The following is a 16,074-nucleotide window of genomic DNA, read 5'->3' as shown; positions in this document are numbered from 1 at the left end:
GACGATGCCGTCGATCCAACAGGCGGTTGAGTTCTTGCAAAGAGGCAATCACCGCCACTGGGGAAGGATGGAGACAACCCGCCCAATGCGACCGGCGACTCAACTACGCATCAACGTCCAAGACAACAGCTCCGAGCCAACACCTCGCCACGCAAGAAGCGTGTTTTCCGATTCCCCCAGCCCACGATGATTGGGACCGTCGCATTTCGACGCCGGTAGTCCTCGGGGAGGGGGGTACTCGCCCGTGACGGCCAATTGGAGGAGGGGCAGTCCCGCGTAGCGGGACCGAGGGCGCCTGCTGGCGCGCCCGAGCCCGACGACTTGGCCGGCACGGGCGAGTACCCCCCTCCCCGAGGACGGCCTACATCAAACAACTCCCCCCACCCTCACCTCCCCACCGCATAAGCCTGCATCAGCCGAGGCGTCGCCGCCGCATGCAGGATGCCGTCCTCGTCGCGCGTGGCAGCGGTCAACCTGCCCACCGACCATTCGGGCGCCTCTTCCACCTGATGGCCGCGTGCGCGCAGGTCGGCCAGTACGTCGGCGCCGAACGAGGCTTCGGCGGCCAGGTGACCGGGCTTGCGGTCGCGCGGGTAGAACGAGCTGGGGAAGTGCATGGTGTGCGACATCGGCTGGTCGATGGCTTCCTGCAGGTTCAGGCCGTGGTGCACGTGGCGCAGGAACAGCAGCAGTTGCCATTGCTCCTGCTGGTCGCCGCCCGGCGTGCCGAACACCATGTAGGGCTTGCCGTCGCGCAGCGCCAGCGAGGGCGTCAGCGTGGTGCGCGGGCGCTTGGCGGGCGCCAGCGTGCCCGGCAGGCCGGGCTCCAGCCAGAACATCTGCGCGCGCGTGTTCAGCGCAAAGCCCAGTTCGGGCACGATGGGCGAGGACTGGAACCAGCCGCCCGACGGCGTGGCCGACACCATGTTGCCCCAACGGTCGATGGCATCGACGTGCGTGGTGTCGCCGCGCTTGACCGACGCGCGCATGTCGGCCATGGTCGGCTCGCCTGCGCCGGCCGTGCCATGCGCCACTTTCGACAGGCGGCCCAGCACGTCCATCACGCGCGCCACCTGCGCCTCGAAGCCAGGGAGCGTGCCCGGCCGCAACTCGTGCGAGGCGCGCTCGCCGATCAACGCGCGGCGCGCCGCGTTGTACTCGTCGGACAGCAGTTGCGCCAACGGCACGTCCACGAAAGTGGGGTCGCCGTAATAGGCCTCGCGGTCGGCGAAGGCCAGTTTCATGGCCTCGGTGACGCGATGGATGAATTCCGCGCTGGAAGAACCGGTGCTCTGCAGGTCCAAGCCCTTGAGCAGCGCCAGCGTCTGCAGGAAGACCGGCCCCTGGCTCCAGGCGCCCGCCTTGGCCACCGTGTAGCCGTGGTAGTCGTAGGTCAGCGGCGCTTCGTAACCGGCCGACCAGCCGGCCATGTCGTCGGCGGTCAGCACGCCGCGATGCGGGCGGCCGCTTTCGTCCATCACCTCGCGGCGCATGTGGCGGTCGATGGCTTCGGCCACGAAGCCGCGGTAGAACGCGTCGCGCGCGGCCTCGATCTGGCGTTCGCGGTCGGCGCCCGCCGCCTCGGCCTCCTGCAGCACGCGTTGCCACGTGCGCGCCAGCGCCGGATTGCGGAACAGCTTGCGCGCCTCGGGCACCACGCCGCCGGGCACGTAGACTTCGGCGGTGCTGGGCCAGTGCTGCTGGAAGAAGTCCTTCAGGCCGGCGATGGTGTTGGAGATGCGCGGCATCAGCGCATGGCCGTGCTCCGCGTAATGGATGGCGGGTTCGAGCACGTCGCGCACGCGCATCGTACCGTGGTCGCGCAGCATCAGCATCCACGCATCGAAGGCGCCCGGAATCACCGCGGGCAAGAGGCCGTTGCCGGGAATCAGGTCCAGGCCCAGCGCGCGGTAGCCGTCCAGCGTGGCGCCGGCCGGCGTGCTGCCCTGTCCGCACAACACCTCGGTGCGGCCGGTGCGTGCGCTGTGGAACACGATCGGCACTTCGCCGGCCGGCCCCACCAGGTGCGGCTCGACCACCTGCAGCACGAAGCCCGAGGCCACGGCGGCGTCGAAGGCGTTGCCGCCACGCTCCAGCATCGCCATGCCGGCCGCACTGGCCAGCCAGTGGGTGGACGTGACCACGCCGAACGTGCCCAGGATCTCCGGGCGTGTGGTGAACATGCGGTGTCCGGATTCCATCATCACTTCCCGGCGATGGTCAGGCCCTTCAGCCGGATCAGGCCGTCGGGATAGGCCACGAAGCCCTTCACCGTCTTCTGCACGCCGAACACCCACGGCAGGTAGTACAGGTAGATGGCGGGGCGATCTTCCTGCATCTTCTTCAGCACCTGCGAATACAACGCGCGGCGCTGGCCTTCGTCGGCGGTGGCCTGGGCGTCGGCCAGCCACTTGTCGACCTGGGGATCGCAATAGCGGCCGTCGTTCAGGTTGCCCTTGCAACTGACGTACTGGAAGATGTTGCCGCCCGGATCGACCCGGCCCGACCAGCCGGTCTGGCCCACTTCGAAGTCACCGCGGGGCAATGCGGACTGCAGCGCGGCGAACTCCATCGGACGCAGCGTGATGTCGAAGCCGGCTTCGGCGCCCATGGCCTGCACCAGCTCGTACACCTGTTGCATGGTGGTGTTGTTGCCGTAGGTGATCTCGAATTTCACGCGGTCGTAGCCCGCTTCCTTCAGCAGCTTCTTCGCCTTTTCCGGATCGCGGCCGGCGTGCTCGACGTTTTTGTCGAAGGCGAAGCTGGCCGGCGGGAACGGCTGGTGCGCGGGCTGGAACATGCCCTCGCCCACCACCTGGTTGATCACGTCGCGGTCGATGGCCAGCTCCAGCGCCTGGCGCACGCGCTTGTCCTTGGCCAGGGGGTTGTCGGCGCGCTTGCCGTTGGCCAGGTTGACGGCGAACGACTGGAAGCCCAGGCCGGTGACGGCATCGAGCGTCAGCTTGGGATCGTCCTTCACGGTCTTGGCGTCGCTGGGCGCGATGCGTTCGACGATGTCCAGGCCGCCCGCGCGCAGGTTGTTCAGGCGCACCGTGGAATCGGGCATCGGCGTGAACACCACGCGGTCGAAATGATAGTTGGCGGCGTCCCAGTACTTGGGGAATTTCTCGAGCACGATGCGGTCGTTCTGCACGCGCTCCTTGAACTGGTAAGGGCCCGAACACACCGGCTTGGCGCCGGGATCCTTGTCGAAACTGGCGGGCGACTGCATCATGCCGGCGCGATCGGACAGTTGCGACAGCAGGCCCGCGTCGGGCTGCTTCAGGCGCAGCACCACGGTGTGCGCATCGGGCGCCTCGACGCTGGCCACGCTGACCAGCTCGCTCTTGCGATTGCTGTCGGGCAGCGCGATGGCGCGCTCCAGGTTGGCCTTGACCGAGGCCGCGTCCACCGGCGTGTCGTCGTGGTAGAAAGCGCCCTGGCGCAGCTTGAAGGTCAGCGACTTGCCGTCCTCGCTGGTCTGCCACGATTCGGCCAGCTGCGGCACGAACTTCAGGTCGGGCGTGATGTCGACCAGGCGGTCGCACAGCGAGGCGAACACGATACGGCCGACGAAGGTACGCGCGCGCGCCGGGTCCAGCACGTCCGGGTCGTCCTGCAGGCCGATGCGTAGCGTGGATTGGGCGGCGGCGACGCCGCTGGCGAGCAGGCCGGCCGCAGCCAGCGCGAGGCAGATTTTGCGCATGTAGTTTCCCCGGATAACGAGACGAAGCGCCGCGTGCGGCAAAGCCGAGCGGCGAAAAGGCGTTATGGAAACATACTGCGCGGGGCGGCGCAAAACCACCCCGACCATCGCGGACGGGCGGGTCCAGGATGATGCGCTGCGGCATTGGGGCCTGTCAACGCAAGACCGGGCCCGGCGCCAGGCTATCGCTCATCCCATCCCGTGAACGGGTTGTTCCAGGACTTCCACACCAGCGGGCCGCGCGCCATCTCGGCATCGCTCAGCAGGCAGGCATCCAGCTTGCCGCGCAGCGCCGCCTCGTCCATGCCGATGCCGATCAGCACCAGTTCCTGGCGCGCATCGCCGACCTCGTCGGTCCAGCTGTCGCGGATGGCCGCCAGGTATTCGGGGTCCTCCGGCCACTGGTCGGGCGGCACCGCGGCCCACCAGTATCCTGCCGCGCCATGCCGGGCCACGGCGCCCGCCTGCGACCACGAACCCGCCATCTCGGGATGGCTGGCCAGCCAGAAGTGGCCCTTGGAACGCACCACGCCCGGCCATTCCTGCTGCACCAGCGCAAAGAAGCGTTCGGGATGGAAGGGCCGGCGCGACCGGTAGACGAAGCTGTGGATACCGTATTCCTCGGTCTCGGGCGTGTGCTCGCCGCGCAGTTCGCGCAGCCAGCCCGGCGCCTTGGAGGCTTCGGTGAAATCGAACAGGCCCGTGTCCAGCACGCGGTCCAGCGGCACGCGGCCGAATTCGGCGGTCTCGATGCGGGCGCGCGGATTCAGCGAGGACAGGATGGCCATCAGGCGATCGCGGTCCTCTGCGCTGACCAGGTCCATCTTGTTCAGCACGATGACGTCGCAGAACTCGACTTGCTCGATCAGCAGGTCCACCACCGTGCGCTCGTCCTCCTCGCCCAGCGATTCGCCGCGCGCCTGCAGGCTGTCCTGCGAGCCGTAGTCGCGCAGGAAATTGCAGGCGTCCACCACGGTGACCATAGTGTCCAGGCGCGCGATGTCGCCCAGGCTGCGGCCGTCCTCGCCTTCGAAGGTGAAGGTCTCGGCCACCGGCAGCGGCTCGGAGATGCCGGTCGATTCGATGACGAGCTGGTCGAAGCGGCCTTCCCGGGCCAGGCGCTCGACCTCCAGCAGCAGGTCCTCGCGCAAGGTACAGCAGATGCAGCCGTTGCTCATCTCCACCAGCTTCTCGTCGGTGCGGGACAGCTCGGCGCCGCCCGCGCGCACCAGCGCGGCGTCGATGTTGACGTCCGACATGTCGTTGACGATGACCGCCACGCGCCGGCCGTCGCGGTTGTTCAGGATGTGGTTCAGCAGCGTGGTCTTGCCCGCGCCGAGAAAGCCCGACAGGACGGTGACGGGCAGGCGGGAATGGGAAGCGGGAGAGGTCATGGTTTAAATTGAAACGATATAACATATCAATTTAACCCAGAAAGCCGCCCGCTTGGCAAGCAGGTTTCCTCTCGGCCAGGGCCATGAGCCCTGCGCCGAACCGCCCATCGCCCCCATGCCTGCCACACCGTCAGACCCGCGGCTGGCGCGCCTTTCTGCATCGGAGCCGCCGGGCGCGAACCGAATACGGCCGGCACCCGGCGCGGGCGCCGCTCACTCGATCACGATGCCTGCCTGGTCGATCAGCTTGGTCCACTGGCGCGCATCGCGTTGCACGATGTCCTTCAACCCGGCCGGCGTACTGGAAACGAATTCCACGCCCTGCGACGCGAATTTCTGGTTGAGCTCCGGATTCTTCAGGGTCTCGACGACGGCGCGGTTGAGCTTGTCCAGCACCTCGGGCGGCGTGCCCGCCTTGGCGAACAGCGCATACCAGGTGGTGTAGGACACGCCCGGCAAAGTCTGCGAGATCACCGGCAGGCTGGCGGTGTCGCCGCCCTTGCTGGGCGCGCTCATGGCCAGCGCCCGCACCGAGCCCTTGTCGATCATCGGTTTCAGCGAGGGCATGCTGCTGAACAGCGCCTGCACCTGTCCGGAGGCCAGATCGGTCAGCACCTGCGACGTGCCGCGGTACGGCACGTGCACCACGTCGACCTTGGCTTGGCTCTTGAACAGCTCCATGCCCAGGTGCGCCACGCCGCCCACGCCGGCCGAACCGAAGTTGACCTTGCCGGGATGCGCGCGGGCGTAGTCCACGAGATCCTGCACGGACTTGACCGGCATCTTCGCGTTGACCACCAGCACGTGCGGGCTTTCGGTCAGCAGGCTGATGGGCGCCAGCAGCGACAGCACGTCCTTGCCTTCCATGGCCTTGGACGGGATGGTCATGTTGCCCGAGGCCGGCATCAACAGCGTATAGCCATCGGCCTCCTGGCCCAGCACCTGGTTCAGGGCAGGCACGCCATGGCCGCCGCCCGCGTTGACCACCACGACGGGCTGGCCGAGCTTCTGGCCGAACAACTGCGCGAACTCGCGGCCCACCATGTCGGCGGGGCCGCCCGCCGCGAAGGGCACGACCATGCGGATGGGCCGCTCGGGATACTCGGCGCATGCCTGCGTAAAGGGCACGAGGCCTGCGATCAGGGCGAAAGCGCCCAGGTGCTTCTTCAGCATTGTCTTCCTCCTTTTGGAACTTGCTGGAATTCTTTTTATTGGCGGCGATACCGGCGCGGGCCCGTCGGCATTCCTGCCGCGACGGCCCCTGCCAGGACGGCCGCTACCCCACGAACGCCGTCACGACGGAGGGGAAGATGCTCTGGTAGGCCTCGCCGTAGCGCGTGCCGGCGGACTTGCCGCGGCGGCCGGCCTGCGCGCCGCGCTGCAGCGCCACGCGCTCGTAGTAGGGCCACAGGTTGCGCTGCGTGGGCATGGCCTGCATGGCCTGCCATTTGGTCTCCCAGACCTCGGTGATGTCCAGCAGCACGTTGGGCTTGAAACCGCAAAGCTCGGTCTGGTGCGGTTCGAAGCACAGCACCTGGGGCGGCACCACGAAATCGTCGCCGTGGCCCGGCGCCATGGCCTGCATGCGGGCGCGCAGCACCATTTCGTAGGTGCGGCAGTGGTCGAGATTGGACGGATCGTGTTCGGGATGCGTCAGCACCGCCTGCGCCTGCGTACGGCGCAGCGCCTCGGACACGCGGCGGATCGAATCCGCGGATTCGGGCATCGGGTAATCGCCCAGGTCATGAAAGTCGAGCGACGCCACGCCCAGGATGGTCGCGGCGGCCTCGGCGTCGGCACGGCGCAGGGCCTTGACGGCGTCGCGCTGCACACCGCCCTGCCAGGCGGCGTTCGATTCGCCGTTCTCGCCATAGCTCAGGCACACCAGGTGCACGTCCACGCCGCGCCGGGCATGCAGGGCCATCGCCCCGCCGCAACGCCAGACGAAATCGCCGACGTGCGCGGTCACCACGAGTATCGAATCAGCCATTCACTGTCTCCCGAATGAATGAACAGGATTATATTTTCTTGAAATTACGTTGTACTCTATACAACTAACCAGTAAATATGCGGCTTTCAGAGGTTAATATGAGTAATGACGGTGTCGTGGCGGTCGAGCGGGCGCTGAGCGTGCTGGATTGTTTCCGGCCAGGCGCGGAGCACTTGTCCCTGGCCGATTTCGCGGCGCGCCTGCCACTGCACAAGACCACCATCTTCCGGCTGCTGAACTCGCTGGCGCGCTGCGGCTACGTCGTGCGCGAGGCCGATGGCCGCTATGGGCTGGGGCCGCGCGTGCTCTATCTGGCGCGCGTCTACGAACGCGGCTTCGACCTGTCGGCGGTCGTCATGCCGGTACTCGAAACGCTGTCCGAGGAAACGGGAGAAAGCGCCGCCTATTACGTGGAAGGCGGCGAACCCGGGCAGCGCCTGTGCCTGTTCCGCCATCAGCCGCATGAAGGCCTGCACAGCCAGGTGCTGGCCGGCAGCGTGATGCCCCCCGATCAATCGTCGACGGGACGGGTCTTCTCCATCTGGACGCAGGGCAGCCCGCGCGGCGAGGACCGGCTGCCCTTTTTCTCGTGCGGCGCGCGCGATCCCTACACCTCGTCCTGGGCGGTGCCCATCATCGGCAACGACGACCGCTTCGTGGGCGCGCTGACGATCGCCGGTCCCTCCGTACGCCTGAAGAACGTGGATGCGCCGCGCTTCCAGGCCATCATCCTGGCCCGCGCGGACGAACTGGCGCGCCGGCTGGGCGCGTCCAGCGAAATGCGCGACATGCTGTACGGCAACATGGGCTAAGCGGCAGGACGCGGCGTTGCCCATGCGCCAGTGCCCGTGGATGCAAGCAAATCGTCAGGATATATTATGTTATAACATTACTATTCAACCGTTTTCACCGCCCTTCCCGCCCGCCCCCGCGTGTCCGGCGCGGTCCCAAAGTGTCCGCAGTTCCGCTCTCCCCTTCCTCTCCCGCCGATCCGTGCATCGTCTTCGACGGTCTGGCGCTGGCCTATCGCGACCACCTCGCCTTGCAGGGCCTGTCCGGCGCCGTGCAGCGCGGTTCGCTGACGGCCATCGTCGGGCCGAACGGCTCGGGCAAGACCACCCTGATGAAAAGCATCGCCGGCCTGCTGGGCCCGGCGTCGGGACGCTGCGCCGTGTCGCCCGGCCTGCGCGTCGCGTATCAACCGCAGTTGTCCGGACTGGACCGCGCTTTTCCCGCGCGCGTCATCGACGTGGTGTCGCTGGGCCTGTGGCCTCGCCGCGGCCTGCTGGGCCGGCACCGCCAGGAAGACCGCCGGGCCATGCTGGCCGCGCTGGACACCGTCGGCCTGGCCGGCCACGCGCAACGGCCGGTCGACACGCTGTCCGGCGGACAACTGCAGCGCGCCCTGTTCGCACGCACGCTGCTGCAGGACGCGGACCTGATCCTGCTGGACGAACCCTTCAGCGCCATCGACGAACGCACGGTGCGGGATCTGGTCGGCATCATCCGCCGCTGGCATGAGCAAGGCCGCACGGTGCTGGTGGTGGTGCACGACTTCGACCTGGTGCGGCAGCACTTTCCCGAAACCCTGCTGCTGGCCGGCTGCGTCGTCGACTGGGGCGCCACGCCCCAAGTGCTGACGCCCGAGAACATCCGGCGTGCCCGCCAGGGCCATGCGCAGGCGCCCGTGGAAGACGTCTGGCGCGAGGCGACCCGGTGATGGACATGCTCTACGGCCTGGCCATCGCGCCCTTCGCCGACTTCGTCTTCATGCAGCGCGCGCTGTGGGGCGCCCTGCTGCTGGCCGTCAGCGCCTGCCCCATCGGCGTGTTCCTGATGCTGCGGCGCATGAGCCTGACGGGCGACGCGATGTCGCACGCGGTGCTGCCCGGCGCGGCGGTGGGTTTCCTGCTGTATGGCCTGGAGGTCATTCCCATGACCCTGGGCGGCCTGGTCGCGGGCCTGCTGGTGGCCGCGGGCGCGGGCGCGGTGTCGCGGCTGACGGTGCAGAAAGAGGACGCCTCGATGGCGGCGTTCTACCTGATCTCGCTGGCGCTGGGCGTGCTGCTGGTGTCCCTGCGCGGCTCCAGCGTGGACCTGATGCACGTGCTGTTCGGCGCCGTGCTGGCGCTGGACAGCGAGGCCTTGTGGCTGATCCGCATCGTGACGGCGGTCACCGTGGTGGGCCTGGCCGTGCTCTGGCGCGGGCTGGTGGCCGAGTGCCTGGATCCGCTGTTCCTGCGCAGTGTGTCGCGGCTGGGCCCGTTCATCCACTTCGCCTTCCTCGGCCTGGTGGTGCTGAATCTCGTGGGCGGCTTCCAGGCGCTGGGCACGCTGCTGTCGGTGGGCCTGATGATGGTGCCGGCCGCCGCCGCCCGTTTCTGGACCACGCGCGTCGGCCCCATGTGCGCGCTGGCCGTGGGCATCGGCGCCGTGTCGTGCGTGGCCGGCCTGCTGCTGTCGTATCACGTCTCCCTGCCTTCCGGCCCGGCCATCGTGCTGTCGGCCGGCGTCATTTACCTGTTGTCGGTCGTCATCGGCACACGCGGCGCGCTGCTCGGGCGCGCCCGGCGTGCGCCGCGCGCGGCCGCCCGATCCCGGAGCCCTGCATGAAACTGAAAACCCTTGCCGCCGCGCTCAGCCTGGCGGCCGTCTCGGCGCTGGCCGCCGCGCCCGTATCCGCCAAGGAACTGAAGGTCGTGGCGACCTTCTCCATCATCGGCGATTTCGCCCGCCAGGTCGGCGGCGACCGCATCGCGCTGACCACGCTGGTGCCCGCCGGCGGCGACGCGCACGTGTACGAACCCAGGCCGGCCGACGCGGCCGCCATCGGCCGCGCCGACGTGGTGCTGGCCAACGGCCTGCATTTCGAGGGCTTCCTGCAACGCCTGATCGACGCCAGCGGCAGCAAGGCGCAGGTCGCCACGCTGACCGATGGCGTGCAGGTGCTGCGCAACACCGAGGAGGCGGAGCATGACCACAACCACGATCACGATCACGGAAAGGGCGCGCACGACGGGCATGAGGATCATGACGCCCATGCCGGACACGGCCACGAAGGCGGCCACCACCATCACGGCCCGAACGATCCGCACGCGTGGCAGTCGATCGCCAACGCCCAGGTCTACGTGAAGAACATCGCCGACGCCTTCTGCAAGGCCGACCAGGAGGGCTGCGCCACCTACCGCGCCAACGCCGAGTCGTACACGAAGACGCTGCAGGCGCTGGATGCCGAAGTGAAAGCCGACGTCGCGCAGATCCCCGCGGACAAGCGCACCATCATCACCTCGCACGACGCCTTCGGTTATTACGCGAAGACCTATGGCTTCACGTTCCTGGCGCCGCAGGGCATCAGCACGGACTCGGAAGCCTCGGCGGCCGACGTGGCCAAGCTGGTGAAGCAGATCAAGGACGAGAAGGCTGCCGCGCTGTTCACCGAGAACATCAGCAACCCGCGTTTGATCCAGCAGATCGCCAACGAAACGGGCCTCAAGCAAGGCGGCGAGCTGTACTCGGACGCGCTGTCGAAGGCCGGCGGCCCGGCCACGACGTACGTGGACATGATGCGCCACAACACCGTGACGATCCGCGCGGCCATTCTGGGCAAGTAGCGCCCGAAGTCCCGACGGCAGCGCGGGCAGCGCGTGGCCGGCATCTACCGGCGTTCCGTCATGCTCGCCAGTGGGCGCTACGCGATGCTGGATGACGGCATGGGATTTCAGCCTGGTGCCGTGGCGGCCGGTGATCGAACAGCGCCTGGGGCAGCAGATCGCCGCAACGGCACGCGGCGGCGGTGTGTCATGGGAAATTGGACGATCCAGAGGGCTGTCAGTTGGCTGACCCCGGGTTCATCCACGGCCCCGCACCGAGCTGCGCCGCGATCCTGTCGGCGAACTTCCGTTTCCTGATCGGACGCAACCGTGCGGGTGAGTGGACATGCGGGATGGGCAGCTACTACTTTCGCAAAACTTGCCAAGGTGCTTTGGGCACAAACCGCTCTGCCAGCAAATCTACGACATGACGCACTTTGGCCGACAGAAGCCGGTTCTTCTGCCAAACCGCATGGATCGGGAAGCCTTGGGTACTTACCTCGGGCAGAACCCGTATCAACCGTGCCGCGGACAAAAGTTCGGCTACCAGCCAGTCCGACAGTAACGCGATCCCATGCCCCGCCAGGGCGGCGTCCAGGATGGCTTCGCTATGGTTCAGGCCCAGCCGACCACGGACGGCAAGCGGCTGACTACGGCCGTGGCGATCCAGAAAGTGCCAAGGCCGCGTCTGCCCGCCGCTGCCAAAGGTAATGCAGGCATGGGTGTGCAGATCGTCGGGGGTTTTCGGCAAACCATGCCGGGCCAGATAGTCGGGATGAGCCACCAGCACGGCCTGCTGCACCCCCAGCGGCTTGGCGATCAGCGTGGCGCTGTCCTGCATTGGCCCGATACGGATCACCAAGTCAATGCCATCCTCGACCAGATCGACACGGCGATCGCTCAGAGTCACATCCAGTTCCAGTGCAGGATGTGCCGCGGCGATTTCCAGCAGCGCCGGCAGTACCCAGCGCCGACCAAAAACCACGGGCAAATCGACACGCAAGCGTCCAGCCAGTTCCTGCTGTCGCGTCGTCACTTGCGTCTGCACGTTCTCCAACTCGGCTATTGCCCGCGCACAGCCCTCGCTAAATTGGCGGCCCTCATCGGTCAGGCTCAGACGCCTTGTCGTGCGCTGGAACAACCGCACCCCCAAGTCAGCTTCCAGGCGGGCGATGCTTTTGGCGACGCCCGATTTGCTCATGTCCAGCCGCTCGGCCGCCAGCGTGAAGCTGCCGGCCTGTATGACTTGCATGAACACGCTAATGCCGCGGAAAGGATCTGGCGTTTTCATAGAGCATCCATTGACGAATTTCACTCAACTCTATTGCGATAAATAGCGCATATATCCGATTCTGATTCGCCAATATTATGGCGCCTGGAGTGGCCATGACCACCGAGATTCAAGCGAGTGTCCAGATGCCTTTATTGGCTTGCTCGATGTCGTCACGCCTGAACGGCGCAGGGTGGCTTTTGGCCCTTTGCGCCGGCTTGGGTGTGGCGAACGTCTATTACCTTCAACCCGGCTTGTCGCTGGTGCAGACCGAATTCGGAGCCAGCCCCGGGCAGATCGGCTGGGTGCCCACGCTGACGCAGATTGGCTATGCAATGGGCATGTTGCTGCTGGCTCCACTCGGTGATGTGCTACCGCGTCGCCGGCTGATTCTCGCCAAGGCGGTGCTGCTGGCAATCGCGCTGGTGGCCGCCGCTTGCTCTCCCGGACTCGGATGGCTGGTCATTGCCAGTATCGCCGTGGGCTTGCTCGGCAGCATCGGGCAGGATTTCGTGCCTATCGCGGCGCAATTGGCCTCGGACGAACAAAGAGGCCATGCCATCGGCCTTGTGACGACCGGACTGCTCAGTGGCATCCTGCTGTCGCGCGCGCTGGGCGGCTGGGTTGCCGAATCCCTCGGATGGCGTGCCATGCAGTTCGTCGCGGCAGGGCTGGTATTGGGGGTGATGATGATCGTCTGGCGCACCGTGCCAGACATGCCGCCCGTGAGCCGCAGCCGCTATCGTGCCCTGATTGCCAGTTTATGGATGTACTGGCGGCAATACCGTGCCCTGCGGCTGGCGGCCGTCTCGCAAGCGCTGTTGGCTTCCACACTGGGCGCGTTCTGGTCAACGCTTGCCTTGGTGTTGGCAGCGCCACCATTCCACTTGGGTGCCGGCGTTGCCGGTAGCTTCGGGATCGCTGGCGCCGCGGGAGCGTGGGTCGCGCCCGGGTTCGGCCGACTCAATGATCGGCATGGCCCGCTTCCAGCCATCCGCCTCGGCTGCTCGCTGGTGATAGTGGCTTTTTTCGGCCTCGCAGCCCTCCCAGCCAGCTTATGGACACTGGCTATTGGCGCCGTTGTCTTCGACCTGGGTGTGATGGCGGCGCTGGTATCGCACCAGACCATTGCCAACGGACTGGAGCCGCAAGCACGCAGCCGTCTCAACGGGTTATTGATGACGGGGGCAATGGTCGGTATGGCAGCGGGTGCCGCCCTTGGCGGTGCCGCTTGGTCACATGGCGGCGCGCCTGGCCTCTATGGATTTTCTGCGCTGGCTGGCGTAGCCGCGTTGGCCGTGTCTTTTCTTCATCGTCCCACTGGAAATCATTCCTCATGACCAAGACAGTTGAGGAACCTCTGTTCCGCGCCCCCTATCTCCAACCGCAACCTGGCGGCGATCGACCGCTGACGGTGCTGTTCTCTCTGCTTTCGCGCGCCGACAACACGCCGCTGGCCGAGCGACGCCGCGCCGACGGCCATGTGCTCGACCACACTGGTAATGCCATCGCCGACCCTGCTGCCGACGCCAGCGCGAATGCCTTCGAGGGCAATCCGAATCTCAATTTCGAGCATTGGGGCGAGTATTGGCGCAAGGTGCATGGCGTGCGCTTCATCCATGCAGAGCAGACGGATGACCGCAGCCTGGAGCGGCTTCTACGCTACGACCAACTGCACCGCTTCGCCCCTGGGCCGACGTATACCGACGCACCGCCGTATCGCGCACCTGCCGATGCGCGGGGCAAGCTCTGGCCTACCGTCATCGGACATATCGACGCCTACCGTCGCCCCCGCTGGGATGGTATTGCCTACCTGAATTTCGCCGGTCCCGAGGATATAGCCGTCGTGCTGGCCAATGCTCGCGTGCGCGAGAAGATCCTGCCCGAAGATCAGGCAATCTTCCGCGACATTGCGCCGATACTGTCGCGCCAATACATCATCGTACCGAGTGCCACCGGCAACGAGGCCATCACGCTGGTCAAGCTGCATAGTCGGGCCGAGTCAGTCAGCCGCGAGGCTTTCCAACGCTGGTGGCTGCATGAACATGCGCCACTGGCGGCGGAAAAAATCGGTGCGTGGGTAAAGCGCTACGTGCAACTCCACAACATTGGGCCGACGGAGCCAGGGCAGCCGTTCTACCACCCACAGACCAGAAATATCGACGGCGTGACGCTGATGAACTTTGCCAGCGTCAACGACCTGGAGGATTTCCTTCGCACCGCCGAATACAAACTGATCGCCGAAGACGAAGCACGCATGGGACATGCGGAAGCTAGTGAGTGGTGGACGGCCATTGGCATGGTCTTGGTGAATCGCATTACCCCGGAACGAATTACAGATGCGGGCGCTTAAATAGCTGAACCCTCAATCAATATTTGTGCGCGCGCATTCATTGAAGGGCTTATGACCTGCCCGATGCTCAGTTCGACGCCGCGCCCGACTGCTCGACCAGCGTCTTCCACTTGGCCGACTCGGCGGCCAGGAAGCCCGCCATCTGATCGGTGGACATGTCCATGGGCACCAGGCCTTGCGCATTGAGGCGGTCGCGTACGTCCGGCAGGCGCATCAGCGCGGCCGTTTCCTTGCGCAGGCGCGCCACCACGTCTTCGGGCGTGCCCTTGGGCGCCAGCAGCAGGATCCAGCCCTGCAGGTCGAAACCCTTCAGCCCCTGCTCCTGCAAGGTGGGAATGTCGGGCAGCGATGGAATGCGCGTGGCCGAGGTGACGCCCAGCGGCTTGACCTTGCCCGACTCCAGCAGCGCGCTGACCACCGGCACGTTGTCCGAGATGAAGTCGATCTGTCCGCCCACCAGGTCAGTCGCGGTCTGCACGCCGCCCCGGTACGGGATGTGCGTGGCCTGAATGCCGGCCTGCGCCAGCATGGCCGAGATCACCAGGTGCGGCGTGGTGCCGTTGCCCGAGGATCCATAGGTCAGGCGCGCGTCGGGTTTCTTGCCGTAGGCCAGAAACTCCTTGAAATTGGAGGCCGGAAAATCCTTGCGCACCACCATCACCTGGGGCGCCCAGGCCACCGCGCCCACGGGCACGAAATCGCGCGCGGCGTCATAGCCCAGCGTGCCGGGCCGCAGCCATTGCGCGATGGTCATCGGCCCCGTGGACCCCATGGCCAGCGTGTAGCCGTCGGCCGGCTGCTTGGCGACGTAGTCGGTGCCGATGGTGCCGCCCGCGCCGGTGCGGTTCTCGACGACCACCGACTGTCCCAGCACCCCGGTCAGCTTCTCGGCCAGCAGACGCATGGAGACATCGGAAGAATTGCCGGGCGGAAACGGCACGATGATCCGTACCGGCCGCTCGGGCCAGGCCGCCAGGGCGGGCCCGGCGCAGGCCAGCGCCACCAAGGCGCCAGCCGCCAGGCGGCGCAGCGCCGCCCGGCAGTCAGTTGCTGCGTTCATGTATTTCCCCTTGACGTGATGAGACGGGTGTTCCCACCCTGACTTCATTGGGCTCGCGCGACGTGGGCGCTTGCTCCCGATAAATCGCCCAGGCGTTCGCCCCGGCCGATCTTTTCCGCATTGGCGGCCTGCCTGGCCTGCTTCTGCAGGGCGGCCTGCGCCACTTCCTCGACCTCGCCGGGCGGCAGCACCAGCACGCCGTTTTCGTCGGCCAGGATGACGTCGCCCGGATTGACCACCACGCCGCCGCACGACACGGGCATGTTCAACATGCCGCCGATGTCGTAGATGCGCGTGGTGATCGGCGAGATGCCGCGGCACCAGACCGGCAGGCCGGAGGCCGCGATCTCGGACGGATCGGTGCACATGCCGTCGACCACGGCGCCCGCCGCGCCCGCCGCCACCGCGCCTTGCGTGACGCCGCCGCCCCAGCAGGCATGCTTGCGGTCGCCCAGGCGGTCCACGATCACGATGTCGCCCGGCGCGAGCAGGCTGAGCGCATGGTGCAACAGGGTCGAATCCTGCCCCGGCAGCGCCACCGTGATGGCGCGGCCGATGATGCGACGCTGGTGGTTCAGCGGCTGGATGCTCGCATCCATGAACCCCCAATGCCGGAAATGGCCGACAGTGGCGGTCTCCACGTCTTCCAGCCAACGGAACACCTGCGGATCCAGCGCGGGCGGCGTAGCGCCGATTGCATACTTCTTCATG

The 16,074-nt window shown here is 66.7% G+C and carries 14 protein-coding genes and 1 pseudogene; 7 read left to right on the top strand and 8 right to left on the bottom strand.

Annotated elements, in window-relative coordinates:
* Positions 1 to 386 precede the first annotated feature (386 nt).
* From A7W11_RS11855 to A7W11_RS11835, 5 genes are all read right to left on the bottom strand, one after another.
* Entirely contained in the window at positions 387 to 2,183 is a 1,797-nt protein-coding gene (locus A7W11_RS11855; protein ID WP_156523051.1) for a gamma-glutamyltransferase family protein, read from the bottom strand.
* Between the two features lie 20 nt (positions 2,184 to 2,203).
* A complete protein-coding gene (locus A7W11_RS11850; protein ID WP_066412183.1) occupies positions 2,204 to 3,706 on the bottom strand; it encodes an ABC transporter substrate-binding protein in 1,503 nt (500 codons plus the stop codon).
* Between the two features lie 182 nt (positions 3,707 to 3,888).
* Entirely contained in the window at positions 3,889 to 5,100 is a 1,212-nt protein-coding gene (zigA, locus tag A7W11_RS11845; protein WP_066412175.1) for a zinc metallochaperone GTPase ZigA, read from the bottom strand.
* Between the two features lie 213 nt (positions 5,101 to 5,313).
* The gene (locus tag A7W11_RS11840) at positions 5,314 to 6,273 is read right to left on the bottom strand and encodes a Bug family tripartite tricarboxylate transporter substrate binding protein (protein WP_066412173.1); all 960 of its coding nucleotides are present in this window, start codon (positions 6,271 to 6,273) and stop codon (positions 5,314 to 5,316) included.
* Between the two features lie 103 nt (positions 6,274 to 6,376).
* Positions 6,377 to 7,090, bottom strand: coding sequence for a PIG-L deacetylase family protein (locus A7W11_RS11835; protein WP_066412171.1), 714 nt, complete (start codon positions 7,088 to 7,090; stop codon positions 6,377 to 6,379).
* A 98-nt stretch (positions 7,091 to 7,188) separates the two neighbouring features.
* Here A7W11_RS11835 and A7W11_RS11830 point away from each other — a divergent pair, with 98 nt between their 5' ends.
* From A7W11_RS11830 to A7W11_RS27425, 5 genes and pseudogenes are all read left to right on the top strand, one after another.
* Entirely contained in the window at positions 7,189 to 7,902 is a 714-nt protein-coding gene (locus A7W11_RS11830) for an IclR family transcriptional regulator (RefSeq protein WP_066412168.1), read from the top strand.
* Positions 7,903 to 8,042: 140 nt separating this feature from the next.
* A complete protein-coding gene (gene aztA, locus A7W11_RS11825) occupies positions 8,043 to 8,810 on the top strand; it encodes a zinc ABC transporter ATP-binding protein AztA (RefSeq protein WP_066412166.1) in 768 nt (255 codons plus the stop codon).
* A 5-nt stretch (positions 8,811 to 8,815) separates the two neighbouring features.
* On the top strand, positions 8,816 to 9,703 hold the full coding sequence (gene aztB / locus A7W11_RS11820; protein ID WP_412778728.1) for a zinc ABC transporter permease AztB: 888 nt from the start codon (positions 8,816 to 8,818) through the stop codon (positions 9,701 to 9,703).
* Positions 9,700 to 10,701, top strand: coding sequence for a metal ABC transporter substrate-binding protein (locus tag A7W11_RS11815; RefSeq protein WP_066412162.1), 1,002 nt, complete (start codon positions 9,700 to 9,702; stop codon positions 10,699 to 10,701). Before aztB ends, A7W11_RS11815 begins: the two co-directional genes overlap by 4 nt.
* A 24-nt stretch (positions 10,702 to 10,725) precedes the next feature.
* Positions 10,726 to 10,930 (top strand): annotated as a pseudogene (locus tag A7W11_RS27425) (DUF3363 domain-containing protein); the annotation flags it as partial.
* 114 nt (positions 10,931 to 11,044) lie between these two features.
* Here the strand turns inward: A7W11_RS27425 and A7W11_RS11810 are convergent.
* Entirely contained in the window at positions 11,045 to 11,971 is a 927-nt protein-coding gene (locus A7W11_RS11810; protein WP_066412159.1) for a LysR family transcriptional regulator, read from the bottom strand.
* Between the two features lie 95 nt (positions 11,972 to 12,066).
* On the opposite strand from A7W11_RS11810, the gene A7W11_RS11805 reads away from it, so the two are divergent.
* A complete protein-coding gene (locus A7W11_RS11805) occupies positions 12,067 to 13,290 on the top strand; it encodes an MFS transporter (protein WP_235816854.1) in 1,224 nt (407 codons plus the stop codon).
* A complete protein-coding gene (locus A7W11_RS11800) occupies positions 13,287 to 14,303 on the top strand; it encodes an EthD domain-containing protein (RefSeq protein WP_066412155.1) in 1,017 nt (338 codons plus the stop codon). Before A7W11_RS11805 ends, A7W11_RS11800 begins: the two co-directional genes overlap by 4 nt.
* 67 nt (positions 14,304 to 14,370) lie before the next feature.
* Here the strand turns inward: A7W11_RS11800 and A7W11_RS11795 are convergent, their stop codons facing one another.
* Complete coding sequence (locus tag A7W11_RS11795; protein WP_066412151.1) at positions 14,371 to 15,363, bottom strand: Bug family tripartite tricarboxylate transporter substrate binding protein; 993 nt, start codon at positions 15,361 to 15,363, stop codon at positions 14,371 to 14,373.
* A 44-nt stretch (positions 15,364 to 15,407) separates the two neighbouring features.
* Complete coding sequence (locus A7W11_RS11790) at positions 15,408 to 16,073, bottom strand: RraA family protein (protein WP_066412149.1); 666 nt, start codon at positions 16,071 to 16,073, stop codon at positions 15,408 to 15,410.
* Position 16,074 lies beyond the last annotated feature (1 nt).

Origin of the sequence: Bordetella ansorpii, from assembly GCF_900078315.1 — a bacterium.
Classification (GTDB): domain Bacteria; phylum Pseudomonadota; class Gammaproteobacteria; order Burkholderiales; family Burkholderiaceae_B; genus Bordetella; species Bordetella ansorpii.
The sequence above is the reverse complement of the archived record's forward strand: the minus strand, read 5'-3'. Positions and strand labels throughout refer to the sequence as shown.